A 25,978-nucleotide genomic window follows, 5' to 3' on the forward strand; every position below is an offset into this window, starting at 1 on the left:
ATGATACTCGGACCGCAGGGTCCCGGAAAAGTCGGTCAGCGCGGGGGTTTTTTCTATACCACCACTGTCACTCACGAGTGACGCGCACAGACCGCGCCGCATGCGGCGCGAACTGCGGGAGTAGCTCAGCTGGTAGAGCACTACCTTGCCAAGGTAGATGTCGCGAGTTCGAATCTCGTCTCCCGCTCCACACTCACCCCCCACCTCGAAAGAAGTGGGGGGCTTTTTTATTTCGTGAACTCGTGCATGGTGTCGAAGGCTTCCAGGGACGAGAGGAGTCGACCGGCGAGTCGCGTCAATTCACTGAGCTCTTCAGCGTCGAGCGGGCTGAGCAGTTGACCCTCAACAAGGAGGAACGAGGGCAGGAGATCCTCGACGGTGCTCCGCCCGAGGTCGGTCAGGTGGACGCGAACGGTCCGCCGATCCTCGGGGCTGTACGTCCGCTGGATAAGGCCGCGCTCCTCCAGCCGAGTGACGCGGTTGGAGATGGCCGGCCCGCGGACCGCACACACCTGGATGAGTTGACCCGGCTGGAGACCTTCGGGCGGGGCGCTGCGGTACAGGGCCAGCAGCAGATCCCATCCGGCCGCATTCAGACTGTGCTCAGCCAGCAGTGAGTCGAGCCGTTCCTGGAGGTGGTGGCCGAGGCGCGTCAGGGTGAGGACCTGAACCATGGCCTCCACGTTCAGATCGGGTCGGACGGCCTGCCAGTCGGTCTGGAGCTGCGTGAGGAAGCGGTCGCGCATGCCGGGTTCAGGAGCCGCGGTAGGTGCTGTAGGACCACGGGCTGACCAGAAGTGGAACGTGATAGTGCGCCGTGGCATCCGCGACCGTGAACCGCAGGGTGATCTCGTCCAGGAACGGCTCGGCTTGGCTTGTGCCCGTCGGGGTGGTCAGGTCCTTGAAGTGGGCGGCGACGTGGAAGGTCAGCTCGTACGTGCCGGTGCGCAGCTGCCCGCGTGGGATGAGCGGCTCGTCCGTGCGGCCGTCGGTGTTGGTGGTCGCCCGGGTGAGCAGGGTCCGCGCCGCGCCGTCGATCCGGTGAAGCTGGACGGGAATGTGGGCGGCGGGACGGCCGCGCGCCGTGTCGAGCACGTGGGTGCTGAGGCCCGCGCCGCTCACGCCCGTTCCACCCAGCCCTCGATGACGCCGTACGGTTCCGCGTCGGCATGGAAGATCACACCGGGGTTGGTCATGCCGAAGCGGTCGAGCGGATAGAGGATGTGGTGCCGGTTGGGGAAGGAGAAGAAGATCCGGTCGATGTCCTCGCAGCGGGTGAGGACCGCCTCGCCCAGGCGGTAGAGGGTGTGCTGCATGCTGTGCGAGTAGTGGTCCGGGAACACGTCCATCAAGGTCTGGTAGACCTCCGCCCAGATCGCGTCGTAGTCGGGCTCGTCGGTGCGGTAGGTCCAGCGGGCGGTGACGGTGGTCGCCAGGATGCGGTCGGTGGTGTCCGGCAGGGTCGTGAACTGGTCGCGGTGGAATCCGGCCCAGCCGCTCTGGGTGGTTTTCAGGATGTACAGCTCGTCGATGCCGCTCTCGACCGTGAAGTGCTGGCCGTCGCCGGTGACGGTGGCGGTGTGCTTCGGCATCTGCCGGACGAACGCGTGGTCGTGCGGGACGCCGCCCGTGGGCATGCGGTCCCAGGTGTGTTCCACGAAGGTGGCGCGGGCGCCGGTGACGCGCGGCCCGTGATTCACGAAGTGCCGGATGAGGTGCTTGCCGAACGCCTCGACGCTGCCGGTCAGGCCGTCGCGGGCCAGGGCGTAGATGGTGTTGCGGACGGTGTCGGTCGCGACGAGGTCCGTGTTGTCGCCGTGGGTGTGGGCGGCGTCGAAGTCGCCGGTCATGGCGACGCGGACCTGCACGTCCTTGATCTCGTGTCGCGGCTGGTCGCGGAACACCTTGAACAGGCGCACGTCGGCCTTGCCGTAGTTGTTGTCGCCGAGTCTGACCTTCACGGGCATGGGAGCCTCCGGGGTGGGGGAGACGAGGTCGAGGACGCGCAGGCGGGCGATCCGGCCGATCTCGTGCAGGGCGGTGTCGATTTCCTGGTCGGGGGTGTGGTGCAGGCGGCGGCGGGCGCCTTCGAAGATGCTGGCCTTGTCGTGCTCGCGGACGCACACCACGTACGGCAGGCCGAAGCGGGCGTGGTAAGCGGCGTTGAGCTGGTGGAATTCGGCGTACTCGTCGGGGCTCAGGCGGTCGAGTCCGGCGCTGGCCTGCTCGCCTGCACTTTCGGGCGTGAGTTCCCCGGCCAGGGCGGCCTTTCCGGCGAGGTCCGGGTGGGCGCGGATCAGGGCGCGTTGTTCGTCGGGCGTGCCGCTGCGGGCCGCGTGGGCGAAGGCGGCAGCGAGGTCCTCGGCGATGGCGTAGGGGCGGCCGCGCGCGACCTGCGCGGCGTAGTGGGGGGAGTGCTCCAGCACCCGCGCGAAGTGGGCGGTGAACGCCTCTTCGGTCAGGGTGTTGAGCTGGGTGATGGTCGGGTGCGGCAAGCTGGACCTCCGGGCACGCTCAGGTATTTCGACGGCGAAATGAATGTGGGGGCAGCGTAGTCCCGCCGCCCCCGCATGTCAAGGCGCCCGCTACCGGCTCTGCGTGTCCGCCGCGTCGCGCAGCGCGTCCCCCACGAAGTTGAAGGCCAGCACGCTGATCACGATCAGCACGCCCGGCAGCAGCAGCCAGGGGTGCAGGCTGAGCGTCTCGAAATTCTGTGCGTCCTTGAGCAGCAGGCCCCAGCTGGTCATCGGCTCCTTGATGCCCAGCCCCAGGAAGCTCAGGGCGCTCTCGCCCAGGATGTACCCGGGCAGGGCCAGCGTGGCCGTCACGATCAGGAACGAACTCAGGTTCGGCATGATGTGCCGCAGGATCACCCGCAGGTCCCGCGCGCCGATCGCTCGGGCCGCCTGCACGTAATCCAGGCCGCGTGCCCCCATCACCTGCCCACGCACCACGCGCGCCAGCCCCGCCCAGCCGATCAGCGCGAGGACCGCCACGATGCCCAGGTACACCCACGTACTGGGCCACTTCGCGGGAATGATGGTGCTCAGCGCCAGCAGGATCGGCAGCCTCGGGAATGACAGCAGCACCTCCACGAGGCGCTGGATGACGTTGTCCACCCACCCGCCGAAGTAGCCGCTGACGCCGCCCAGCACGATGCCGATACTGAAACTGATCAGGATGCCGATCAATCCGACCGTGAGGCTGACCTGCGAGCCGACCAGCATGCGCGACAGCAGGTCCCGCCCGAACCGGTCGGTGCCCAGCGGGAAGTAGTATCCGTCCCGCACGCCGAACAGATGCCACTGGCTCTGGAAGACGCCCAGCAGCGAGTAGCGGCTCTCGGCCGGATCGTCGCCCCGAACGAGGAACAGGATCGGCAGGGGCCGCGTGGTGTCCTCGCTGAACGTGCGCGCGAAGGTCACGGGATCGCGGGTCTGCCTGAAGCCGTACACGAACGGCCGCATGAGCCTCCCGTCGTGCATCACGTGCACCGCCTGCGGCCGCTGGTACGGGTAGTCCTCGTGCTGCGCGGTGATGGAGTACGGCGCGAGGAACCCCGACACTAGGGCCATCAGGTACAGCGCCGCGAGCACCCAGGCGCTCAGCACCCCGGCGCGCGAGCGGCGGAAGCGCCGCAGGGCCAGCTGGAACGGCGTCACCCGCGCCGCTGCCCGGGCGGGGGTGGGCGCGGCGGTCATTCGAACCTCACGCGCGGGTCGGCCCACGCCAGCGCCAGGTCGCTCAGCAGGTTCCCGACGAGCAGCAGGAGCGCGCTGAACATCAGCAGGGTCATGGCGACGAACTGGTCCTTGTTCAGCAGCGCGTCGTACAGGTACGGGCCGATGGTGGGCAGGTTCAGGACGATGCTGGCGATGATCGTTCCGCTGATCAGGCTGGGCAGGCTCAGGCCCGCGAGGCTGATCAGCGGGTTCACGGCGTTCCGGACCGCGTGCCCCCACAGCACCCGCCGCCCGGTGGCGCCCTTGGCGCGCGCGGTGCGGATGAAGTCCTGCGACAGCACGTCCAGCATCGAGGCGCGCATCTGCCGCATCAGGCCCGCGACGCCCTCCAGACCGATGGCGATCATGGGAATCCACAGGTGCGCCAGCAGGTCTGCGACCCGCGCGGCACTCCAGGGCGCGTCAATCATGTCCGGGCTGAACAGGCCGCCGACGTTCGTCCCGCCGGTCCGCAGGACGAGGGCGATCAGCAGCAGCGCCACCAGGAAGTCCGGCGTGGCCAGACTCAGGTACCCCAGGAAGTTCAGCGCCGCGCTGCGCTTTCCGTGCCGGTGCAGCGCCGTGTAGATGCCCAGCGGCACCGCGATCACCCACGACACCAGCAGGGTCAGCACTGCCAGGAACACCGTCCAGCCCAGCCGCTCCCAGATCAGGCTGCTGACCGGGCGGCTGTTCGCGAACGAGTACCCGAAATCGCCGTGCAGCACGATGCCCTTCACCCAGTTCAGGTACTGCACCCACACCGGCTGGTCCAGGCCCAGCTGCCGGGTCATGGCCTGCAGGGCCTCCGGGGTGACGCGCGGATCCTCGCGGTACTGGTCGAGGAAGCTGCCGGGCTGCAGCTGAATCACGGCGAAGCACACCACGCTGATCAGCAGCAGCGTGGGAATCATGCCCAGAATGCGCCGGACGGTGTACGTCAGCATTGCGGGGGAGTGGGGAGTAGGACGTGGGGAGTGGGACGCATGGAAACCTCCGGGAATTCAAGGCGAGGGGGTGGGTGCAGGTCAGGCCCCTCACGGCCGGTCACCCGCACGCCACCCCCACGGCCCTTACTTCTGGTAGATCAGCGGAACCGGGTTGTACCCGGGAATCACGCCGAGGTTGTACACGTAGTTGCCGTACCTGGTGCTGATTGCGCCGATGTTCTCCGGTTTGGCGATGGGCGTGACCGGCAGGTTCTGCGCGAAGATCAGCTGCCAGCGGGTGTACAGCGCCTTGCGGGTGGCGGCGTTGGGTTCCACGGCGGCCTTGTTGAAGATCTCGTAGATCTCCTTCTCCCAGCTCGCCATCCTGGCGGTGTTGGCCGGGTCGCCGTCCTTGGCGGGTTGCGGCGCGCGGTGCCAGTAGTACAGGCTGCCGCCGGGCTGCCAGATGGGTCGGCGCAGTTCCGGGTCGGGCTGATCGCCGAAGGCGTGCAGGATCATCTCCCAGTCGCCGCTTTGACCGGTGGCGAGCAGGCGGCTGCTGAGGATGCCCTTGAGGTTCACCTTCACGCCCACCTTCGCGAAGTCACTCTGGAGGATCGTGGCGATGGACGGGTACACGGCGCTGTCGGTGCCGTAGGTCAGGTCCAGTTCGAGCGGCTGGCCGCTGGGCAGCAGGCGGATGCCCGCCGCGTTGCGCCGTTTGAGGCCCATGGCGTCGAGCGCGTCATTGGCGTCGTTCAGGCTGAAGGTGCCGAGCTGACGGGTGGTGTTCGCGTAGAACGCCTTGTTCACGGGCGCGACGCCGTGGCCGGGGAGGCTGGCCAGGCCGTTGTACACCGTGTCGATGATGCGCTCGCGGTTCACGGCGCTCTGCATGGCGCGGCGGAAGCGCACGTCGCTGAAGACCTTGGCCAGCGCGGCGTTCTTCGCGTCGAAGTTGTACGCCACGAAGGGCGGACTGCCGAACAGCGCCGTGGAGCGCATGACCTTGAACGGGGCGCCCGCGACTTCCTTCTGCTTCAGGTCCGGGAACTGCGCGCCCGTGACGTTCAGCTGGTCGAGGTTCCCCGCGAGGAACTGCGCCACCTGCGCCTGCGGGTCGCGGATGATCAGGAACTCCAGCCGGTCCAGGTACGGCAGCTGCTTCCCGGCGGCGTCCACCTTCCAGTAGTTGGGGTTGCGGGTCAGGGTGACCTTCTGCCCGGCGGTGTAGTTGCCCAGCTTGAAGGGGCCGGTGCCGACCACCTCGGTCTCAGCGACGTTGGTGGGCCAGGCGCTGTTGATGTCGCCGGGTTTGGCGCCGCTCTCCTGGCCGTACTTGGCGAGTTTGTGCTGCGGCATGATGAAGTACCGCTGCTGCAGCAGGAACGCGGGGGCGGGGCGGGGCAGCGTGAAGCGGACGGTCATGCTGTCGACCTTGCTGATGGTCACGTTCTGGCCACCCAGCTTGAAGTTCCCGGGGTCCCCGGCGCGGGACTCGGGGTTCATGATCATGTTCCGGTACGTGAAGATCACGTCGTCGGCGTTGAAGGCCTGCCCGTCGCTCCACTTGACGCCCTGCCGGAGCTTGAAGGTGTACACGGTGCCGCCGTCCGTGATCGTCCAGCTCTCGGCGAGGGCGGGTTCGATCTTGTACGTGGCGAGGTTGAATTCCACCAGGCCGTCGAACATCTGCTGGGAAATCAGGCCCAGGTTGTTGTCGATGGCGCCGTAGTAGAAGAGGCTCTGGGGGCTGTCGCCGAGCGGCAGGGTGTAGGTGCCGCCGCTCTTGCCGCCGACGATTCCCAGGCTGCCGTAGCCGGTGACCTTCTTCGGGGCGGCGTGGGCGGTGCCGATCAGGGCGAGGGTGAGCAGGGTCAGGGTGCGTACGTGCATAGGGACCTCCGGGTGGGGCGGGGGTGGACGCGATGACTTGATTCGAAACAGCCTAATACCAGTCTGCTTCCACTTGCAACCCTCTTGCAAAGAGGTTGTGCAGTGGTACGCTCATGACGATGCTGTCCCCGTCCTCCCTCTGGACCATCCCGCTCGACAGCGCCAGCGCCACCCCCGTGTACGTGCAGGTCGCCCAGGGACTGACGCAGCGCATCGACAGCGGACAGTTGCGTCCCGGTAGCGCACTCCCCGCCGAACGCGACCTCGCCGCGCACCTCGGCGTGTCCCGCGTCACCATCCGCCAGGCGCTCGCGCTGCTCGCCCAGCAGGGCCTGCTCACCAGACGCCACGGCAGCGGGACCTTCGTCACGCCCCCACCCCGCCCCGGCGACCTCCCCGCCCGGACCCTCGGCCTGCTGTCCTCCTTCTCCGAGGACGTCCGCTCCCGCGGCCAGCAGCCCGGCGCGCGCATCATCAGCTTCGAACGCACCCGCCCCACCCCGCAGGAAGCCATGAGTCTCGCCGTGTCCCCCAGCGAGACCGTGTACCGCCTGCGCCGCCTGCGCACCGCCGACGGCGAACCCCTGGCCGTCGAGGACTCCACCATCCCCGCCGGACTCGTCGGCCCGCTCGGCGCGGACGACGTGCAGGACGCCAGCCTGTACGCCCTGCTGGCCTCGCGCGGCCTGAGCCCCACCCGCGCCATCCGCCACCTGCGCGCCGTGAACGCCGACCTGACCCTCGCGCCCATCCTGGGCATCCCGGTGGGCGCCGCGCTGCTCACCACCGACCGCGTGTCCTGGCTCGCGGACGGCCGCCCCATCGAGTACGCCCGCGCCCACTACCGCGGCGACCGCTACGACTTCGTCATGGAACTCCAGGGCGGCGCGTGACCCCCCCGCGCGTGCTGGGCCTCATGAGCGGCACCAGCGCCGACGCCATCGACGCCGTCCTGCTCGAACTGCCCGACTGGCCCGCCCTGGGCACCGGCCAGCCCCTGCACCTGCCCGCGTGGACCGGACAGCCGCGCGGCCGCGTCCTCGCGCACACCACCACACCCTACCCCCCCGACCTGCGCGCCGCGGTGCTGCGCGCCATCCGCAACGAGGGCACCCCCAGCGACCTCGCCCAGCTGCACTGGGCCGTCGGCGACACCTTCGCGCAGGCCGCCGCGCCCCTCGCCGCGCGCGCCGACCTGATCGCCAGCCACGGCCAGACCGTGCAGCACCACCCCCGCCCCGACCCCACGCGCGGCTGGACCCGCCCCGCCACCCTGCAACTCGGCGAGGCCGCCCTGATCGCCCAGGCCACCGGGAAACCCGTCGTGGCCGACTTCCGGCCCGCCGACCTCGCCGCCGGGGGCGTCGGCGCTCCCCTCGTGCCCTACGCGGACTGGGCGCTGTTCGCGCAGCCCGGCGTCACCCGACTGCTGCTGAACCTCGGCGGGCTCGCCAACCTGACCCTGCTGCCCGGCACCGACCCCGCCCGCGTGCAGGCCTTCGACACCGGACCCGCCAACTGCCTGCTCGACGAGATCGCCGCCCGCGCGGACCTCCCCTGCGACGAGAACGGCGCCCTGGCCCGCGCCGGGCAGGTCCACGAACCCACCCTGGCGGCGTGGCTCGCCCACCCCGAACTGCACGCCCCACCCCCCAAAGCCACCGGGCGTGAAGTCTGGACCCTCGACCGGCTCCCCCAGCCCGCCCCGCTGACCCTGCCGGACCTGGCCGCCACCGCCACCGAACTCACCGCCCGCACCGTCGCACTCAGCCTGCAGTGGCTGACAACCCCTCCCGACGAGATCGTGATCGCCGGCGGAGGCAGCCGCAACCCCGCCCTGACCGCCGCCCTCACCCGCGCCCTCCCTCACCCGCCCATGCGGACCTTCGCGGACCTCGGCTGGGATGCCCACGGCTTCACCGACGCCACCCGCGAGGCGGCCGCCTTCGCGTTCCTGGGCTACGCGCACGCGCAGGGCTGGCCCAACACCCTCGCCCACACCACCGGCGCCACCCACGCCACCCGCGCCGGCAAGTGGACCCCCGCCCCCGGAGCGCCATGACCCAGCCGAACCCCTCCCACCCCCCCGACCCAGGTTCCCCCGAACTCAGCGCGCCGACCGGCCCGACGCCCGACGCGGGCCTCCCGGCCCCCACCACCCTGAAGACCGAGTCCCTGCACGCCGCCCACCCGGACCTGGACCTGCTCAGCCCACTGGACCTCACCACCGCGCTGCTCGACGATCAATGGACCGCCGTGGACGCCGCCCGCCGCGCCGCCCCGGCCCTCAGCGCCGCCGCGGAAGCCGCGCTGCCCCGCCTGCAGCGCGGCGGGCGCCTCCTGTACGCCGGTGCCGGAACCAGCGGGCGGCTCGGCGTGCTGGACGCCACCGAACTCACCCCCACCTTCTCCTGGCCACCCGAGCGGGCCGTGCCTCTGATCGCCGGAGGCGAGCGGGCCATCCGGCAGGCCGTCGAGGGCGCCGAGGACGACCACGCTGCTGGCCACGCCGTGCTGCTGGCCGCGACACCTGGCCCGCACGACGTCCTGATCGCCGTCGCCGCCAGCGGCACCACGCCCTGGGTCCTCGGCGCCATGAGCGCCGCCCGCACCGCCGGCGCCCTGATCATCGGCCTGGCGAACAACCCCGGCACGCCCCTCCTGACCGGCGCCGACTGCCCCGTGCTGCTCGACACCGGCCCGGAACTCATCAGTGGTTCGACCCGCCTGAAAGCCGGCACCGCCCAGAAAATCGCTCTGAACACCCTCTCCAGCGCCCTGATGGTGCAGCTCGGCAAGGTGTACGGCAACCTGATGGTGGACCTGAAAGCCACCAACGCCAAACTCGAAATGCGCGCCGTGCGCCTCGTGCAGCACGGCGCCCACTGCGACGATCACCAGGCCCGCGCCGCCCTGCGCGACGCGGGTGGCCACGTGAAAACCGCGATCGTCGCCCTGCGACTCGGCGTGACCGCCGCCGATGCCCGCGCCCGACTCGACGCCGCCGACGGCCACGCCCGCGCCGCCCTGGACCGCCCATGACCGCGCCCCTCATCCCCGAGCGGACGGCCGCCCTCCTGCACGCCGCCGCCCGCCCCGGCGGCCCCTCCGCCGCCGCGCTCGGCGTCGTCACCGCCGACGGGCAGCGCGCCACCCTCCACGTCGGCCACACCCAGCACGGCGGCCCCGCCCTCACCGGCCACGAATGGTGGGATCTGGCCAGCCTCACCAAGCCCCTCCTGACCGCCCGCGCCATCCTGCGCGCCACCGAAGACGGCCTGTGCGACCTGGACGACCCGCTCGGCAGATGGCTCCCCGACCTCGCCTGGATGCAGAGCACCTCGCTGCGCGACCGGACCCTCCGGCAGCTCCTCACCCACACCGCCGGCCTTGGCGCCTGGACGCGCCTGTACACCTGGGGTGACGCATCCACCATCCGCGCCCGGTTCCTCCAGGAACCCTGGGAGGTCGGCCCACCCGGCGAGGTCCGCTACTCCGACCTCGGCTACGTCCTGCTGGGCCGCGTGCTGGAACGACTGCGTCAGCAGCCCCTGCACACCTTCCCCGTGGACCCCGGCCTGACGTTCACGCCCCCGCCGGACCAGACCGTGGCCACCGAACAGTGCACCTGGCGCGAACGACTCCTGATCGGCGAAACCCACGATGAGAACGCGGCCGCGCTCGGCGGCGTCGCGGGCCACGCCGGCCTGTTCGGCACCCTGACCGGCATGCTCGACCAGGCCGAGGGCCTCCTGCGCGGCGGCTGGCTCTCCCCGGCCGCGCAGCGCCTCGCCCTGAACACCCAGGTCCCGGAACGCACCCTGGCGTTCGTGTCCGCCTGCCCGGGCTGGAGCGGCGGTAGCCTCTGCAGCCCCCACGCCGTCGGCCACACCGGCTTCACCGGCACCGGTCTCTGGATCGACCCGCCCCGCGGCCACGCCTGGGTGCTCCTGACCAACCGCGTCCACCCCACCCGCCACAGTGGCTTCGACATCCAGGGCCTCCGGCAGGCCGTGGGCAACACCCTGGCCACCCGAACGGGGGCACTTCCCGCCTGAGGAAGGGAATATCTCACGCGAGGCACCGTTTCGGGGGATGGTGCCGCCCCCTGGAGAGTGGAAGCATGGCCGTGCAGGGTTGCTGACCCGAGGAGCCTCCATGTACACCAACCGCGAACGTGGCACCGCACTGATCACCGTCCTCATGACGGCTGTCCTCCTGATGGGCGTCGTCACCGTCACCACGCAACTGGCCCTGGGAAGCCGAAAAACCGGAGCGGACGACACCAGAACCTTTCAATCTGCCCTTCAGGGCGAGAGTGCCCTGGCCGACTTCCTGGTCTGGGCGCAGGACAACGGCCAGTTTCTTGGGAGTGTGCCGGAATCCTGCGTGGACAGCAACGCCACGCAGCAACTGGCCTGCACGACCAGACAGTGGCTGGCGACCTACCCCGGCTATGGCGGCGTTACGCTGAAACTGGCCGGCATTCAGTTGGACGGCAGCAACATCGTCACCATGGATGTCGAGGCGAGTTCCGTCAGCGGCGGCTCCAACACCCGGATCATTCAGCAGTACAAGTCCAAGAAACTGGACCTGAAGAAACTGAACATCCCCTCGGCCGTGCTGTCGTACCCGGGAGTGGATGTGGGTGGTAACGCCTCGATTGGCGGCGCGGTCCTTAATCTGCCGCTGACGGACAGTGACGGCCTCTACACCGATTTTGCGCGTGCCAAGACGACGGCGGTGACCTCACTCAGTCGGGGCACCTCGGTCCAGGTCAGTGTTGGCGGCACCTCCGATCAGCTTCGGCACATGTCACGCGTCAGCGTGGGCGACTATGTCCGCCTGCCGCTGGCCGACAGCGCGGCAGGTGCGGTGTCCAGTGGGAAGTTCGGGACGTTCAAGGTGACGGCCATCGCGGGTACCGCTCTGACGCTGGAAGCCGTGAACGTGCCGTCCGTCAGCGGGAGTTTCAGTCCCTACACCGCCAGCACTCAGCAGCCGATGGACTACGTCATGAACGGCGTGGTCAGCAACACCTCCAACTCACTGACGCTGCGGACCAGCGAGACGTTCGTCACGGGTGATCAGGTCGCGGTGAAGGTCGGTAACGTGACCTACACCGCCACAGTAAGTGCGGACGGCAGCTCCACTGCGCTGGGCACCTCCGTGAGCGTCACGGGCTGGCTGCCAAGCGTTCCCACCATTCCGGAAGGGACGTCCATCGTGAAATCCACGAATGCCGTGGTCACCGGTGGCGACTTCAACGACTGTACCGCCACGGAACTGATCAGCAACAATAAGTGCATCCGGGACGTTGGCGGCGGCCTGGTGGGCGGGTTGCTGACCGGAACCTCCGGTTCCAGCTACGCGCTCAATCCGGCCGACGACGCGCTGTTCATCAAGACGTTCGGCATGACCCCTGCCGAACTGCGCACCATGGCCAAGGTGATTCCCGAAGCGAACTTCAACCGGGAAGCAGCCAACCTGAACGGCCTGACGTGGCTCACCAACACAGGCGGGTCGGTCAACCTGAACAGCCAGAAACTGAGTGGCAACGGCATCCTCATCGTGGACGGCGACCTGACCATCAACCAGAACCAGGCCGACGAATGCGACATGAAAGGCGTGATCTACGTCCGGGGCAACCTGAACATTCAGGGCAACCTGGGCCTGTGCGGCGCCATCGTGGTGGAGGGCAGCGTCCTCGACAGCACCGGCATGAAAGTCACTGGCAGTGATATCAACAATGACACGGACTTCAGCGGCACCGGCCGCAAGGTTCAGTACGATCCCGAGGTCCTGTTCGACATCACCGCCGGAAGCGGGAAGTACAGCCTCAGCCTGGAACAGGGGACGTGGCGGCAGCGATGAACCGCGACCAGGCCTTCACCCTGATGGAAATCCTGATCGTCATCGGGATCATCGGCATTCTGGCGGCCGTCGCAGCGCCCTCGTACCTGGCCTGGATCACCAGAACCGAACTCGAGCGGGCGGCCTCCCTGGTCGCAACCGAAATCCAGACGACCCGCAGCGCCGCGCGTAAAGGAACAGTCCAGACCATCTCGACGACCGCCAACAGCACCAGCATCGTCAGCCGCGGCGTGACCATTCCCCTGCCATCGGCAACAATCGATGCCGGTACCAGCCTGTCCTTTCAACCTCCGTTCGGCTCCATTCAGCCGGCCACCGGCAGCAAGGTCGCCGTCACGCCCGTCAACATCATCGTCCGGTCGACCCGCAACACCAATCTCTTCCGCACCGTCAGCGTCGTCAGCCTCATGGGCAAAGTGGTCGTGAAATGAACAGGACTCCGGGCTTCACCATCGTGGAACTGCTGGTCGCCATTGCCATTCTGGGGATCGTCCTGATGTCCATCGGAGCCATCCTGCCCGGCGTGGCCAAACTCAACCAGAACTCCAGGCAGGATCAGACCGTGGTCCTCGCCGGGCGAGCGTACTTCGAGCAGGTCCGCGCGGAACTGAAAAACAATTTCAACAGCAGTATCTCCGGAGTCACCGTGCCCGGCAACAATCAAAATGGCCTGTCATGCACCACCCAGGAAAGTGAACGGCTCAGCACCGTGACCGCCGGGGTCAAACTGAGTCGCACCGTCACCCTCAGGTGCACCGTGTCCGGCCGCGCCACGACCTTCACGCTGACCATCGCCAATCCGGACCTGGGAAAATCATGACGCGGCACCAGGGCTTCACCATCATCGAACTGCTGGTCGGCATGGCTATCCTGGCCATCCTGACAGCGGCGGTCTTCAGTTTTCAGCAGAGCACCACAGTATTCGCCGCCAGCCAGAACGGCCTCGCCCAGCGTCTCCAGACGGTCAACGACATCTCCGGTTACCTGGGCGACCGCCTGCGCGCCGCGAGTCGAATCGTTCCGGACGGCACGTCACTTCCCGACGGGACCGCGGCCAACACCTTGAAGAGTTGTGACCTGGGAGGAACCTCCCCTTGCATCGCGCTGGTGCTCCCAGTCGTGGAAGACAGCCGCGGCGCGCAGGCCTGCGGCACAACACCCGCCACTGAGCCGGGCCGAATCGTCGGCTGGACCCTGAACATCTACCGCTACGTTCCCCGGGCCGACCTGGACGTCTCGTTGAAGACCAGTACGCTGACCAGCCTGGACGGTGCCGCGCAGGCCCTCGTTGAGATTCAAATGGAAAATCCCAGCAGACCCGTTGTTGCGGCAGGATCGTGCGGCACTCTGCAGCCACTGCCGGATGCCACCAGTGCCTACACGTCCGTGCTCGGCCGGAACGTGATCACCGACTTGGCCGTTGTCGGGTCGAATCCGGGTTTCGAGTACGACGCCGTCAAGAAGTACGTCACCATGCGCCTGCGCACGGTAGAGTCGGTTAACGGCAAACTGGTGTACACACCCAGTGCTGATTTCTACACGTTGAGAGTCAACAGTCGCAACGTGGATTGACACCCGGCAGCGCCTGTGTGACGCCCGGTGATCCACAGCGGGGGTCGGCGCCAGGCGCCGCACCGATGCGGCGTGCATTCCCCAACTGCCTCGGGTTTCCCATCGCTCCATAGCTGACCCTTGCGTCACCTGAAGACTCCCTGGGTGTCGGCTGAAGGTCCGCTCTACGGCTGCTGAACGCTGTTGTCATCAGGGTTCCCGGTGTTCGCGGCACACTGTCGGTATGACCCTGATCCTTGCCCTGTCCGCCATCGCCATTCCCCTAATTACCCTGCCCGTCCTGTACCCGAACCGCGAGCAACGCGCAGAATGAGCTCCACTACCGAACCGGGGCACCTGACTTCAGGTGCCCCGGTCGCGTTGGTGACGCTTTACCGGGTGAGTGCGTAGGGGATGACGTGGGGTCGGCCGGTATCGGGGTCGGGCAGCAGGTGCGCTTTCAGACCGAAGACGTCGCGCAGCAGGTCGTGGTTCAGGACTGCTCCGGCCGGGCCGTGGGCGTACACCTCGCCCTCGCGCAGCGCGATCAGGCGGTCGCTGTAGCGCACGGCCTGGTTGAGGTCGTGCAGGACCATGACGACGGTCTTGCCCTGCTCGCGGTTCAGGCGCTGCGCGAGGTGCAGGACTTCGAGCTGGTGGGCCGGGTCGAGGTAGGTGGTCGGTTCGTCCAGCAGCAGGATGTCTGTCTGCTGCGCGAGGCTCATGGCGATCCAGGCGCGCTGGCGCTGCCCGCCGCTGAGCGCCTCGAGCGGCCGGGTGGCGAAGACCCGCATGCCGGTCTGGTCGAGGGCCCAGGCGACGGCCTCGCGGTCCTCGGGGCGGCGGACCGGGAAGCGGCCCTGGTGGGGGTGCCGGCCGAACCAGACGAGGTCTTCCACGCTCAGGCCCTCGGGCGCGGTCGGTCCCTGCGGGAGGATGGCGAGGCGGCGGGCGATCTCGCGGCTGGGTAGGGCGTGCAGCGCCTGTCCGTACAGTTCGATGTGGCCGGCCCCGGTGGGCAGCAGGCGGGCCAGCGCGCGCAGCAGCGTGCTCTTGCCGCAGCCGTTCGGGCCGATGATGGACGTGACCTGCCCGCCGGCGACCGTCAGGTCGAGGCCGGGAATGATCACGTTCTGGCCGTAGGCGAGGGTGAGCGCGTGGGTGCTCAGGGGGTCGGGGGTTCGGGCTTCACTCATGCGGACCGCCTCAGGAGGTACAGGAAGTAGGGAGCGCCGACCAGGGTGGTGAAGATCCCGGCGGGCACCTCCAGGGGGGGTAGCAGGGCGCGGCCCAGCGTGTCGGCGGCCAGGACGAGCAGCGCGCCGAGCAGCATGCTGACCGGCAGGCTCCGGGCGTGCCGGGCGCCCACGAGGAGCCGCGCCACGTGCGGAGCGAGCAGGCCCACGAATCCCAGGATGCCCGCGCCTGTCACGGCCGCGCCGGCGAGGGCCACGCCGACCGACAGGCTCAGCAGCCGGGTGGGCGTCACGCGCTGCCCGAGGGCCGTGGCGACGTCCTCGCCGAGGTTCAGGACGTCCAGCGTGCGGCTCAGGAGCAGGGCGGCGGGCAGCAGGATCAGCGCCCAGGGGAGCACGCGGGTCAGGCGGGCGGCGTCGGCGCCGTACACGGCGCCGGTCAGGAAGCTCAGGGCGCTGCCCAGTCCGTCCGGGGCGCGGACCAGCACGAGCTGCTGCGCGGCGCCCAGCGCGGCCGCGACCGCCACGCCGATCAGGGCCAGCCGCACCGGGTGCAGCGCCCCGCCCCGTTCCTGCGAGAGCAGCAGCACCAGCCCGAAGCCGCCCCACGCGCCTACCAGGGCGGCCCACGGCAGGCCCCCGGCGGGCGCGCCCGGCCACGCGAGCAGGAACACGGTCGCGGCCAGGCCTGCCCCGGCCCCCACGCCGATCAGGTCCGGGGAGGCCAGGGGGTTGCGGATCACGCCCTGCAGGATGGTGCCGCTCGCGGCGAACATCGCGCCGCACAGGAGGGCCACGCCCACCCGCGGGGCGCGCAGGTCGAGCACGAGCTGCCGGGTCAGGTCGTCGCCGCGGCCACTCAGGGCGGCCAGCACGTCGCGTGCGGGCGTGGGGACGGCGCCCAGGCCCAGGGCGAGCAGGGCCAGCGCGGCGCACGCGGCCAGCAGCGCCGCGCCGACGATCAGGGCGCGGCGGGCAGTGAAGCGGGCGGGCGGGGCGAGTACGCTCACGGGCCGTACTTGAAGGCGCTGCCGGGCGCGGCGTCCTGCAGGAAGCGGCTTTCGATGGTCTGCGCGAGCATCAGCTTCAGGGCGGTCGGGCCGCGCCCACGGGTCCAGTCGTCCCGGTTGAAGGTGTACACCCGCCCGCGTTTCACGGCCGGCAGCTTCTGCCACAGCGGGTTTTTCGCCCAGGACGCCGTGACGGGCGTCTCGTCGGGCGCGGTGAACAGCACCAGCGTCTGTGGCTGCAGCGCCACGAGGCCCTCGAGGCTCAGTTCATACTGCGTCTGGCCGTCCCTGACGGGCAGCTGGTTCCTGCGGCCCACCGCTTCCAGGAAGCTGCCGGCGAAACTTCCGGCCGTGTGCGCCGTGAACGAGGTCGGCGTGACCACCCCCGCCACGAACGCCGGGGCGCCCTTCCTGGCAAAGGCGCGGGCCTTGGTGATGAGGCTCTTCTGGTCGGCGAGCAGCTGCCGCGCGGCGGCCTCGCGGCCCACCAGACGGCCGATCAGCAGGGTCTGCTCGTTCAGCTGCTCCAGGTCCGCGCGGCGACTGGGGAACACCGCCGTGGGGGCCAGGCGGCCCAGGGCGGGCGCCACGTCCCTGTGCACCAGAGTGTCGGCCAGGATCAGGTCCGGGCGCAGCGCGGCGACGCCCTCCAGGCTGGGCTGCGCCCGGCTGCCGGTGGTGACGACGCCCACCACGCGGCCCCGCAGGTAGGGAGGAGCGCCCCGGTCCCCGCCCTGGGTGCCGAGGGCCGCGCCGACGGGCCGCACCCCCAGGGCGAGCAGGGTGTCCACGAAGGAGTATTCCAGCGCCACGACCCGCCGCGCGGGGGCGGGCAGGGTCAGGGTGCCGCGGTCGTGTGGGACGGTCACCGGCGCGGCGTGGGCCGGCACGGCGAGCGGGGACAGCAGGGTGGTCAGGATCAGGGCAGTGCAGCGGTTCATGGTGGGACTCCGTCTCAGGAACGCCCGACGCGGCGGGCGAGCAGGATGAAAAAGGGCGAGCCGGCGGCCGCGACCAGGATGCCGACCGGGGTCTCGGCCGGGCGGTCGATCAGGCGGGCCGCGACGTCCGCCAGCGGCAGGAACGCCGCGCCCAGCAGGGCCGCCAGCGGCAGCGAGGCGCGGTGGTCCGCGCCGCCCAGGGCGCGCGCGGCGTGCGGGACGATCAGGCCCACAAACCCGACCGGGCCGACCACGCTGACCGACCCGGCCGCCAGCAGCACGGCCAGGGCGGTGACGAGCGCGCGGTCCCGTCCGGTGCGGGCGCCCAGGCTGCGGGCCACGTCCTCCCCGAGGGTCAGGACGTTCACGCGCGCGGCCAGCAGCAGCGCGCCGGTCAGGCCCGCGAGCAGCCACGGCGCGACCTGCGCCAGCTGGTCCCAGGTGCGCCCGGCCAGCGAGCCGGACAGGGCGAACAGGGCGCCCTGGGCGCGGTCCTCGAACAGCAGCTGCAGCGCGCGGGTGGCGGCCCCGGCCAGGGACGCGACCGCCACGCCAGCCAGCGCCAGCCGCAGCGGCGTGATCCCGATGGACTGCGCCGCGCCGTAGGCGGCCAGGGCGGCCAGCGCGCCGCCCAGGAACGCGGCCGGCACGAACAGCGCGGCCGGCAGGGCCGGGTAGAACACCACCACGGTCAGCAGGGCCAGGGCGCCGCCGGCCTCCACCCCCAGGATGCCCGGGTCGGCCAGCGGGTTGCGGGTCACGCCCTGAAGCAGCAGGCCCGACACGGCCAGGGCCGCGCCGGCCAGCAGGGCGATCAGGGTGCGCGGCAGCCGCAGCGTGTGCACGACCAGGCTGTTCACGCTGTCGTCCGGGTGCAGCAGGAGCCGCGCGGCCTCGGGCAGGGGGATGTCGGTGGCGCCCAGCGCCAGGGACAGCAGACCGGCCAGCAGCGCGGCGAGCAGCGCCCCGGCGAGGACCGGCCATCGGGGCAGCGGGGGGCGGGTCACGGGGTGCTCCGGCGCGGGTGGGGCTGGGGGCGGGCGTCAGGCACGGGGGTGATTCTGGACCGCGGAACGGGACCGAATGCGGTGCGGGTCACAGTGCCGGGAGCTCCGGTGCGCGGGCCGGGAGGGTGTCGATGTCGCCCAGGACGTACTGCCGGACCTGCGAGCGCTCCGGCTGATGGCTCGAGCCGGGCAGGAGCAGGGGCTCGGCGTCGGTGACGGCCGCCCGGTACGCCACGGTCTGTCCGCCGAACCGGGCCGTCAGGGTGACGGTCTGGCCCTCCACCTGCGCGTCCCGCTCGGCGCGCAGCCACGCCCAGCCGTGACGGACGAGCAGCGCCCGGTCCAGCACCTGCGCGCGGGCGGGCAGCCCCGCGTAGCCGCGCAGGTGCCCGGCGACCTGCGCCGGGGCGACCTCGCGCCGCGCGACCTGCACGGCCAGCGCCGGGGTCAGGTGCGCCCACAGCAGCCCGGAGGGGAGGTCCACGGCCGTCGCGGCGAAGCGGTGGCCGCCGAAATGCCCGGTGCGCCAGGCGCGTTCCCCGGCGCGCTGCAGGGCCGCGTGGACCGGCACGCCGTAGCGGCCGCACGCGGCGTCCACGGTGCCGTGCGTGCAGACGTGCAGGTCCGCGCCGCGCGTGGGGGTCGGTTCGGCCTGCCAGTCCCGCAGCCGCGCCGGGTCGATCAGGGTGTCGTGCAGCCCGCGGGCCCACTCGCCCTGCGGGAGGTCGCAGCGGTAGTCCTGCCGCCGGTAGCCGCCGGGCCCACGCACGTAGTGGCGCACGCGCAGCGGCGCGCCCGGCGCGGTGGGGGCGCTCATGAGCAGCCCGAAGCCCGCGCCACTCGCCCCCACCTTCTCGCGCAGCGCGGCGAACACGGCCGACTGCGCGGGGGTCCAGGTGTCCACGGCGCGCAGCTGCGTCCACACCGGCACGTCCAGTTCCAGCACGGTCACCTCGGCCCAGTGGGGCGCGGTGCCGACCGGGTCCTCGCCGGCGCTGCGGGAGACGTCCGAGCAGAGGGTCAGGCGCGCGGCGGTCACTTCAGGGTCTCGAGGATGGCCTTCGTCAGCGCCGGGCTGTCGCGCAGGGAGACGAGCGGGCCGGCCCAGGGGCTGTTCGCCTCCTGGGTGTACAGCACCGTCTGGCCTTTCAGGCGCTGCCCCACGGCACTCTGCAGGAAGTCCTGCGCGCCGTTGTACTGCCCGCCGGGCGGGAACACGATCACCAGCGTGTCCCTGCTCAGCCCGAGCAGCGCCTCGTCGCTGATCACCCCGCCGACGCCCAGGACGTTCGCGTCTCCTTTCAGGCCGTCCTTGAAGCCCAGGGCGCGGACGTCCTCGATCAGGCGGGTTCGGGTGTACAGGTAGGTGCCGCCCCCCTTGAAGGGCGAGATCACCACCGCCCTGGGGTAGCGCCGGAATACCCCGGCGGCCTGAAGGGCGCGCGCGCCGGCGCGGTTGGTGTCGGCGACCTGCCGGATGAGCTTCTCGGCCTGTTCCTGCTTGCCGAAGACGCGGGCGAGGTCCCGCAGGCCCTTTTTCCAGTAGCCGCTGCCCTGTTCGCTGTAGCCCACCGTGGGGGCGATGCGGCTGAGCTGGGCGTAGTGGCCGTTGCCCTGCCAGGTGGCGCGCACGATCAGGTCGGGCTTGAGGGCCAGGATGGTCTCGAGGTTGGGCTGGGTCCAGTTGCCGACGAATTTCGCGCCACTGAGGTCGCCGCGGGCGAGGAAGGTGCCGCGGATGCGTTCGGGCTTGATGCGGCCGTCGGGCGTCAGGTCGCCGGGGCCGAGCACGGCGCTGCCGACGCCCACGAGGCGCGGGCTGACGCCCAGGGCGTAGATCCAGCCGAGCGCTTCCTCGTCGAGGGCGACGACGCGTTTGGGCTGGAGGGGTACGGTCGCGGTGCCCTCGTCGTGTGTGAGGGTCAGCGTGGGCGCCTGAGCGGCGAGGCTGGCGCTGGCGAGGGCCAGGGTGGTGAGGAGCGTGCGGCGCAACATGCGGCCCACCCTAGTTAAACCGAGCGGATTAGTCAAGTTTACACCCCACCGGGGGTTGGCCTCATGTGTGAATTTTCTCATCGTGCGCTCGGTCCCGACAGGCACACCATGGCAGTATGCTCGACCTTTCCCCTGACGCGGCGCAGCACCTGCGGAAGGCTGCCCGACTGAACGACTCCGAAGCATTCACCCTGCGCGCCCACGCCGCTGCGGCGCCCACCCAGGTCATCCACGACGCCATGATGGACCTCGCCGACCGCCACCTGCGCCTCGCCGTCCATCAGCGCCAGCTGGCCCGCGCCATGGACGACGCCCGCACCTCCGGCCGTCACGGCGGCGAGCTGTCCCGCAGCGCCTGACCACGACCCAGACCGGCCGCCTCAGCACCAACTGAGGCGGCCGGTCTGGTGTGGAATGCGCCGTCTCCGTCCAGCTCACCGCGGGGTTCAGGAGCGTCATGAGACCACCAGCACGCTCCTCACTATCGCGTCCAACCGCTGTGGCCCGCCGAAACTCCGCCCTGCCCGGTTCAGGGGCACCGAGGAGATGGTCCCGGCGCCCCTAAACCCCGCGGTCAGTGCGCCGTCAGCCGGTCGAGCGTGAAGTCGACCGGCACCCGCAGCAGGGCCGTGTCCAGGGGCGCCAGCGTCAGCGTGGAGGTCGCCGCGTCGCTGAGCGCGTCCACCGCGCCGTCTATTTGCACGGTCACCGGCTGTGGCCCGAAGTGGATCAGGTGCAGCAGCCGTCCGTCCGGCACGTCGCTGATCGTCACGTCCAGCCCGTCCGGCAGGTCGGCGGTTGCCACGCCTGCCCCGTGCAGGGCGCCGCGCAGCAGGTCCGTCAGGGCCGCCGCGCCTGGGCGGGTGGACAGGTAGTACGCGTGGCCCTGCCCGAAGGGGTGGCGGGTCACGGCGGGCTGCCCGGCGATGAAGTCCCCCTCGTAGGTGGCGAGGACCTCGGCGCCGTCGGCGTGCAGCACCTCGGTCCACTCGTGGACGGGGGTGACGCGGCCGTCGGCCCAGCGGACCTCGCGCGTTTCAGCGGTCTGAAGGGGCGCCCATTCCTCCACCCAGGCGCCCAGCACGTCCTGCAGGAGGCCCGGGTACCCGCCGGGCACGACGTGGTCGTCGCCGTCCACGACGCCGCTGTACGGCCCCATGACCAGCGTGCCGCCGCCCTCCACGAACGCCCGCAGCCCCTGCGCCGCGTCCGGCATCAGGAGGTACTGCTGCGGGAGGGTCACGGCCCGGTAGCCGCTCAGGTCAGCTTCCGGGTGGACGAAGTCCACGTTCACGCCCAGCGAGCGTAGCGCCGCGTACCACGCGCCCACCACGGGCAGCAGTGGCGTCACGGCGGGCTGGCTGGCCTGCGACAGCGCCCACCAGGAGTTCCAGTCGAACATGACCGCCACGTCGGCCTTCACGCGGGCGCCGCGCAGGAAGTCCAGTCCTTTCAGTTCCTGCCCGAGGTCACGCGCTTCCCGCCACACGCGGGAGCGTTCGGGCGGGACGTGGCCGACCAGGGCGCTGTGGTACTTCTCGGCGCCCGCCACGGACTGCCGCCACTGGAAGAACTGGATGCCGTCCGCGCCGCGCGCCAGGGCCTGCAGGCTCAGGGCGCGCATCAGGCCCGGTCGTTTGGGCGCGTTGCGGTCGCGCCAGTTCACGGCGCTCGTCGCCTGCTCCATCAGCAGCCAGCGCTGCCCGCCGCGCAGGGACCGGGTCAGGTCGAACACCATGCCCGCCTCCAGGTGCGGGGCCGCACCCGCCGGGTCGGGGTAGACGTCCACGGCGGCGACGTCCTCCTCCTGCGCCCAGCGGAAGTAGTCCAGGCCCGGCAGGAAGCCCAGGAAGTTCGTGGTGACCGGCACGTCCGGCGTCACGGCGCGCAGTACCTCCACCTCCGCACGGTGCAGGTCCAGGATGTTGTCGCTGGAAAAACGCCGCCAGTCCAGACCCTGGCTGGGGTTCGGGAAGCTGGGCGCGCGGCGGGGCGGCTGCACCTCGGCCCAGTCGCCGTAGCGCTGCGACCAGAAAGCGGTGCCCCAGGCGCGGTTCAGCTCAATCAGCGTCCCATAGCGGGCGCGCAGCCACTCGCGGAACCGCGCGGCGCACTGCGCGCAGTAGCACTGGTCGATGTGGCAGCCGTACTCGTTGTTCACGTGCCACAGCCGCAGCGCCGGGTGCTGACCGTAACGCTCGGCGACCGCGCGGGCCAGCCGGACGCTCAGCGCGCGGTAGTGCGGGTCGCTGGGGCAGTACAGCTGCCGCGCGCCGACTTCCAGCCGCACGCCGTCCACCGTCACCGGGCGCGAGTCCGGGTACGCCAGCGACAGCCACGGTGGGGGAGAGGCGGTCGCCGTGGCGAGGTTCACCCGCACGCCCCCCCCATGCAGCAGGTCCATGATCTCGTCCAGCCAGCCGAACTCGAACTGACCTTCACGCGGTTCGAGCTGCGCCCAGGAGAAGATCCCCAGCGACACGAGGTTCACCCCCGCCTCCTGCATCAGGCGGACGTCCTCGCGCCAGACCTCGCGCGGCCACTGCTCGGGGTTGTAGTCCGCGCCGTACGCCAGGGCGCCCAGATCGAAGTGGGGCATCAGTCCTTCACCGCGCCGCCCGCGATGCCTGCCACGAAGTGCCGCTGCAGCGCCAGGAACAGCGCCAGGAACGGCACGGTGGCGATCGCGGTGCCCACCATGATCCCGCCCCACGACACGCGCGTCAGGCCCACCAGGGTCCCCAGCGCGACCGGCATGGTGTAACTGTCCTTCTGCGTCAGCACGATCAGCGGCCACAGGTAGTCGTTCCAGCTCGCCAGGAACAGCAGGATCGCCAGCGCCGCCAGCGCGGGCCGCACGACCGGCAGCGCGATCTGCCAGAAGATCCGCACCTCGCTCGCGCCGTCGATGCGCGCCGCGGCCAGCAGGTCGTCCGGGACGGTCTGGAACGCCTGACGCATGTAGAAGATCCCGATGGTGTTCGCCAGGGTCGGCAGGATCACCGCCCAGTACGTGTTGCTCATCTTCAGGTCGCGGGCGACCAGGATGAACTGCGGGATGATCGTCACGAACGTCGGGATGGTCAGCGTCGCCAGGATCAACCCGAACAGGATGTTGCGGCCCGGGAAGTTGTACTTCGCGAACGCGAAGCCCGCCAGGCTGGTCAGCAGCATGCTCAGCAGCGTGTACGCCACCGAGATCACCGTGCTGTTCCCCAGCGCCCGCAGGAAGTTCGTGTCCGCCTGCAGCCCGTCGAAGTTCTCCTTGAACGCCCCGCCGAACCACAGGGGCGGGTTGGGGCTGAAGATCGCGGTTTCCGGGTGGGTGGAGAACACCAGCATCATCCACAGCGGCGCGAGGAACAGCAGCGCCAGCGGAATCAGCGCGAGGTGCAGCCACGTGGCGCTCGCGCGGTCACGGGCGGCCTTGCTGCGCATGGGGCGCGCGGCGGGGGCGGGTTTGACGGCGGTCACGAGTCCCTCCCGAACAGGCGCAGCTGCGCGAAGCTGAACACGGCGGCCAGCGCCGCCACCGCGTACGCGATGGCGCTGGCGTACCCGAAGTTGAACGACCGGAAGCCCTGCTGGTACAGGTACGTGCCCAGCGTCATGGTGGCGTTACCGGGCCCGCTGTTGGTGATCAGGGCGGGTTCGGTGAACAGCTGCAGCGTGCCGATCACGCTCAGCACCACGCAGAACAGCAGCGTGGGCCGCAGCAGCGGCAGGGTCATCTTCCAGAACTGCTGCCAGGGCGTCGCGCCGTCGATGGCGGCCGCCTCGTACACGTCCTCGGGAATGCCCTGCAGTCCGGCCAGCAGAATGATCGCGTTGTATCCGGTCCAGCGCCACGTCATGGCCAGGATGATCACGGCCATGGCGGGAGCCGGCTGGTTCAGCCAGTCCACCTCGGGCAGGCCCAGGCCCGCCAGGGCGCGGTTCACGATGCCGAACTCACCGTTGAACAGCAGCCGGAACACCGCCGAGTACGCCACGGTCCCCACGACCAGCGGCGCGAAGAACGCAAAGCGGAACAGTCCGCGCGCGCGCAGCAGGCGGCTGTTCAGCGCCACGGCCAGGGTGGTCGCCAGGGTCAGCATCAGCGGCACCTGGATGACCAGGATGATCACGGTGTTCTTCAGCGCGGTGCGGAAGAACTCGTCGGTCAGCAGGCGCTGCCAGTTGCTCACGCCGTACCCGGCCGCGGCGCCCAGGCGCGAGTCCTTGAAGCTCATCAGGAAGGAACTCACGATCGGCCACGCCCAGAACGTCGCGAAGATCAGCAGGTACGGCAGGATGAACAGGTACGGGGCCAGGGGCACGCGGGCGCGGCGGCGCGGCGGTGGCGCGGGGTTGACGGTGGTCATGGGAACCTCTCTGAAACAGGGTGGGGCCGGATGCGTGCCGCGCCGGGAGTGGCGGCGCGCATCCGGCCCTGATGGGTGCGGGTGAAGATGAAACCGGCGGGCGGCACGTCACCGGGCCGCCCGCCCGGGGGTCACTTCGCGATGGGCAGGCCGGTGGCGGCGCTGATCTTCTTCGCGGCGTCGTTCAGGGCGTCCTGCGCGGTCTTGTACTTGCCCTTCACGTAGTCGGCCTGCACGACGATCATGACCTGACGGGCATCCTGGAAGTACTGGGTGCCGCGCGCGGCGGGCACGTCGCCCAGCGTGTCGAGGATGGTCTTCCAGACCGTCTGGTTGCCCCAGTATGGCTGCTTCTGGTTGACGTAGGCGTCCTTGCTGGCGGTCAGGAGGCTGGGGACCAGACCCTGGCTCTTGAGCATGGTGACCTGACCGTTCGTGGTGGCCAGGGCGTTTTCCAGGAAGGCGTACGCGGCGGCCTGGTTCTTGCTGCTGCTGGGGATGGCCAGGGCGCTGCCGCCCAGGTTGCTGGCGCGCACGCCGCCGGGGCGGCTGGCGGGCATGGGGTACACGCCCCACTTGCCCTTCTGGTCCGCGGCGTTTGTGCGGATGGTGCCCTCGTACCACGCGCCGAACATGGCGCTCGCCAGGCGGTTGGCCTTGAAGGCGGTGATCTGGCCGCCCCAGTCGGTGGTCATGACGACGTCGTTGCTCAGGAGCTTCTTGACGGTGTCCAGGGCCTGCACGCAGCCGCTCTTGGCGATGGTGATCTGCGTGGCGTTGTTGTCGAAGTAGAAGCAGTTGTTTTGGTTGGCGAGCATGCGGAACCACTCGTCGTCCTGGCCGTTGCCGATGGCGCCCATCTTGACCTTGCCGCCGAACTTGGTGTTGAGTTTCTTGCCGGCCGCCAGGAAGTCGTCCCAGGTCTTGATGCTGGCGGCGTTGATGCCGGCCTGCTGGTACAGGTCACGGCGGTAGAAGATCACGACGGGGCCGGAATCCCAGGGCATCGCGTAGCGTTTGTTGCCGACGGTCAGTTCGGTCCACTTGAAGGCGGGGAAGCTCTTGGCGTATTTGTTCGCGCCCAGGGTGTTCAGGTCGGTGAAGCAGTCGGGGAAGCGCGCCCAGAACACTTCGGCCTCGTTGTTCTCGATGGAGTACACGTCGGGCATGTCCACGCCGCCCGCGGCGCAGCCGGCCAGACCGCGGTCGTAGACGTTCTGGTTGCCCAGGTCGACGACGTTGACCTTCACGTTGGGGTACTTCTTGTTGAAGCTGGGAACGGTGCTCTGCAGCGCCTTGGCGGCGGCGTCCCAGGACCAGATGGTCACGGTGCCCGAGAGGCTCTGGGCGGAGGTGGTGCCCGCGAGGGCAAGGGCGGTGAGCAGTGCAAGTTTCTTCATGGCGTCTCCTGGGTGGGACGGGGTGAGGAACCGGATGGATGGTTCGCAGGACGGGTCAACAGTGCGGTAACCGGTTTCTGAATGATGGTGGTG

The 25,978-nt window shown here is 70.1% G+C and carries 25 protein-coding genes and 1 tRNA gene; 10 read left to right on the forward strand and 16 right to left on the reverse strand.

Translation table 11 applies throughout. The features are described 5' to 3' along the window. Positions 1-114 precede the first annotated feature (114 nt). A tRNA-Gly gene (locus IEY69_RS09215) sits at positions 115-190 on the forward strand. Positions 191-227: 37 nt separating this feature from the next. On the opposite strand, the gene IEY69_RS09220 is transcribed toward IEY69_RS09215, so the two are convergent. From IEY69_RS09220 to IEY69_RS09245, 6 genes are all read right to left on the reverse strand, one after another. Continuing rightward, the gene (locus IEY69_RS09220; RefSeq protein WP_189072872.1) at positions 228-746 is read right to left on the reverse strand and encodes a MarR family winged helix-turn-helix transcriptional regulator; all 519 of its coding nucleotides are present in this window, start codon (positions 744-746) and stop codon (positions 228-230) included. A gap of 7 nt (positions 747-753) precedes the next feature. Further along, positions 754-1,122 (reverse strand): hydroxyisourate hydrolase, encoded by a 369-nt coding sequence (gene uraH, locus IEY69_RS09225; RefSeq protein ID WP_189072873.1) that lies wholly within the window; start codon positions 1,120-1,122, stop codon positions 754-756. Beyond that, complete coding sequence (pucL, locus tag IEY69_RS09230; protein ID WP_189072874.1) at positions 1,119-2,495, reverse strand: factor-independent urate hydroxylase; 1,377 nt, start codon at positions 2,493-2,495, stop codon at positions 1,119-1,121. The genes uraH and pucL overlap by 4 nt, the downstream gene beginning before the upstream one ends. Before the next feature lie 90 nt (positions 2,496-2,585). Further along, positions 2,586-3,701: an ABC transporter permease gene (locus tag IEY69_RS09235; protein ID WP_189072875.1), complete on the reverse strand. Its 1,116-nt coding sequence runs from the start codon at positions 3,699-3,701 to the stop codon at positions 2,586-2,588. Further along, positions 3,698-4,669 carry an ABC transporter permease gene (locus IEY69_RS09240; RefSeq protein ID WP_189072876.1) on the reverse strand — a complete coding sequence of 324 codons (972 nt, stop codon included), beginning with the start codon at positions 4,667-4,669 and terminating at the stop codon, positions 3,698-3,700. The genes IEY69_RS09235 and IEY69_RS09240 overlap by 4 nt, the downstream gene beginning before the upstream one ends. Before the next feature lie 126 nt (positions 4,670-4,795). Continuing rightward, complete coding sequence (locus IEY69_RS09245; protein WP_189072877.1) at positions 4,796-6,547, reverse strand: ABC transporter substrate-binding protein; 1,752 nt, start codon at positions 6,545-6,547, stop codon at positions 4,796-4,798. A 119-nt stretch (positions 6,548-6,666) separates the two neighbouring features. On the opposite strand from IEY69_RS09245, the gene IEY69_RS09250 reads away from it, so the two are divergent. From IEY69_RS09250 to IEY69_RS09285, 8 genes are all read left to right on the forward strand, one after another. Then, on the forward strand, positions 6,667-7,440 hold the full coding sequence (locus IEY69_RS09250) for a GntR family transcriptional regulator (protein ID WP_229783809.1): 774 nt from the start codon (positions 6,667-6,669) through the stop codon (positions 7,438-7,440). Continuing rightward, complete coding sequence (locus IEY69_RS09255) at positions 7,437-8,609, forward strand: anhydro-N-acetylmuramic acid kinase (RefSeq protein WP_268243861.1); 1,173 nt, start codon at positions 7,437-7,439, stop codon at positions 8,607-8,609. The genes IEY69_RS09250 and IEY69_RS09255 overlap by 4 nt, the downstream gene beginning before the upstream one ends. Then, entirely contained in the window at positions 8,606-9,589 is a 984-nt protein-coding gene (locus IEY69_RS09260; protein WP_189072879.1) for an N-acetylmuramic acid 6-phosphate etherase, read from the forward strand. Before IEY69_RS09255 ends, IEY69_RS09260 begins: the two co-directional genes overlap by 4 nt. Then, entirely contained in the window at positions 9,586-10,605 is a 1,020-nt protein-coding gene (locus IEY69_RS09265) for a serine hydrolase domain-containing protein (protein WP_189072880.1), read from the forward strand. The genes IEY69_RS09260 and IEY69_RS09265 overlap by 4 nt, the downstream gene beginning before the upstream one ends. A 100-nt stretch (positions 10,606-10,705) precedes the next feature. Further along, on the forward strand, positions 10,706-12,421 hold the full coding sequence (locus tag IEY69_RS09270; protein ID WP_189072881.1) for a hypothetical protein: 1,716 nt from the start codon (positions 10,706-10,708) through the stop codon (positions 12,419-12,421). Then, positions 12,418-12,852, forward strand: coding sequence for a pilus assembly FimT family protein (locus IEY69_RS09275; protein ID WP_189072882.1), 435 nt, complete (start codon positions 12,418-12,420; stop codon positions 12,850-12,852). Before IEY69_RS09270 ends, IEY69_RS09275 begins: the two co-directional genes overlap by 4 nt. Further along, the gene (locus IEY69_RS09280; RefSeq protein ID WP_189072883.1) at positions 12,849-13,241 is read left to right on the forward strand and encodes a type II secretion system protein; all 393 of its coding nucleotides are present in this window, start codon (positions 12,849-12,851) and stop codon (positions 13,239-13,241) included. Before IEY69_RS09275 ends, IEY69_RS09280 begins: the two co-directional genes overlap by 4 nt. Beyond that, positions 13,238-13,993: a type II secretion system protein gene (locus tag IEY69_RS09285; protein WP_189072884.1), complete on the forward strand. Its 756-nt coding sequence runs from the start codon at positions 13,238-13,240 to the stop codon at positions 13,991-13,993. The genes IEY69_RS09280 and IEY69_RS09285 overlap by 4 nt, the downstream gene beginning before the upstream one ends. A gap of 371 nt (positions 13,994-14,364) precedes the next feature. Here the strand turns inward: IEY69_RS09285 and IEY69_RS09290 are convergent, their stop codons facing one another. From IEY69_RS09290 to IEY69_RS09315, 6 genes are all read right to left on the reverse strand, one after another. Further along, positions 14,365-15,168 carry an ABC transporter ATP-binding protein gene (locus IEY69_RS09290; RefSeq protein WP_189072885.1) on the reverse strand — a complete coding sequence of 268 codons (804 nt, stop codon included), beginning with the start codon at positions 15,166-15,168 and terminating at the stop codon, positions 14,365-14,367. Beyond that, the gene (locus tag IEY69_RS09295; RefSeq protein ID WP_373291022.1) at positions 15,165-16,178 is read right to left on the reverse strand and encodes a FecCD family ABC transporter permease; all 1,014 of its coding nucleotides are present in this window, start codon (positions 16,176-16,178) and stop codon (positions 15,165-15,167) included. The genes IEY69_RS09290 and IEY69_RS09295 overlap by 4 nt, the downstream gene beginning before the upstream one ends. Next, positions 16,175-17,119, reverse strand: coding sequence for an ABC transporter substrate-binding protein (locus IEY69_RS09300; RefSeq protein ID WP_189072886.1), 945 nt, complete (start codon positions 17,117-17,119; stop codon positions 16,175-16,177). The genes IEY69_RS09295 and IEY69_RS09300 overlap by 4 nt, the downstream gene beginning before the upstream one ends. Before the next feature lie 14 nt (positions 17,120-17,133). Beyond that, positions 17,134-18,126: a FecCD family ABC transporter permease gene (locus IEY69_RS09305; RefSeq protein ID WP_229783810.1), complete on the reverse strand. Its 993-nt coding sequence runs from the start codon at positions 18,124-18,126 to the stop codon at positions 17,134-17,136. An 88-nt stretch (positions 18,127-18,214) separates the two neighbouring features. Further along, positions 18,215-19,165, reverse strand: coding sequence for a sucrase ferredoxin (locus tag IEY69_RS09310; protein WP_189072887.1), 951 nt, complete (start codon positions 19,163-19,165; stop codon positions 18,215-18,217). After that, the gene (locus tag IEY69_RS09315) at positions 19,162-20,121 is read right to left on the reverse strand and encodes an ABC transporter substrate-binding protein (RefSeq protein ID WP_189072888.1); all 960 of its coding nucleotides are present in this window, start codon (positions 20,119-20,121) and stop codon (positions 19,162-19,164) included. The genes IEY69_RS09310 and IEY69_RS09315 overlap by 4 nt, the downstream gene beginning before the upstream one ends. A 116-nt stretch (positions 20,122-20,237) precedes the next feature. Here IEY69_RS09315 and IEY69_RS09320 point away from each other — a divergent pair, with 116 nt between their 5' ends. Then, positions 20,238-20,480 (forward strand): hypothetical protein, encoded by a 243-nt coding sequence (locus tag IEY69_RS09320; RefSeq protein ID WP_189072889.1) that lies wholly within the window; start codon positions 20,238-20,240, stop codon positions 20,478-20,480. A 215-nt stretch (positions 20,481-20,695) separates the two neighbouring features. On the opposite strand, the gene IEY69_RS09325 is transcribed toward IEY69_RS09320, so the two are convergent. The 4 genes from IEY69_RS09325 to IEY69_RS09340 all read right to left on the reverse strand — a co-directional run bounded on the left by IEY69_RS09325 (position 20,696) and on the right by IEY69_RS09340 (position 25,885). Further along, on the reverse strand, positions 20,696-22,720 hold the full coding sequence (locus IEY69_RS09325) for a beta-galactosidase (protein ID WP_189072890.1): 2,025 nt from the start codon (positions 22,718-22,720) through the stop codon (positions 20,696-20,698). Continuing rightward, positions 22,720-23,595 carry a carbohydrate ABC transporter permease gene (locus IEY69_RS09330; RefSeq protein WP_229783812.1) on the reverse strand — a complete coding sequence of 292 codons (876 nt, stop codon included), beginning with the start codon at positions 23,593-23,595 and terminating at the stop codon, positions 22,720-22,722. The genes IEY69_RS09325 and IEY69_RS09330 overlap by 1 nt, the downstream gene beginning before the upstream one ends. Next, entirely contained in the window at positions 23,592-24,485 is an 894-nt protein-coding gene (locus tag IEY69_RS09335; RefSeq protein ID WP_189072891.1) for a carbohydrate ABC transporter permease, read from the reverse strand. Before IEY69_RS09335 ends, IEY69_RS09330 begins: the two co-directional genes overlap by 4 nt. Before the next feature lie 131 nt (positions 24,486-24,616). Then, positions 24,617-25,885 (reverse strand): ABC transporter substrate-binding protein, encoded by a 1,269-nt coding sequence (locus IEY69_RS09340; RefSeq protein ID WP_189072892.1) that lies wholly within the window; start codon positions 25,883-25,885, stop codon positions 24,617-24,619. Between the last annotated feature and the right edge of the window lie 93 nt (positions 25,886-25,978).

It is taken from the genome of Deinococcus sedimenti, assembly GCF_014648135.1.
Lineage (GTDB): Bacteria > Deinococcota > Deinococci > Deinococcales > Deinococcaceae > Deinococcus > Deinococcus sedimenti.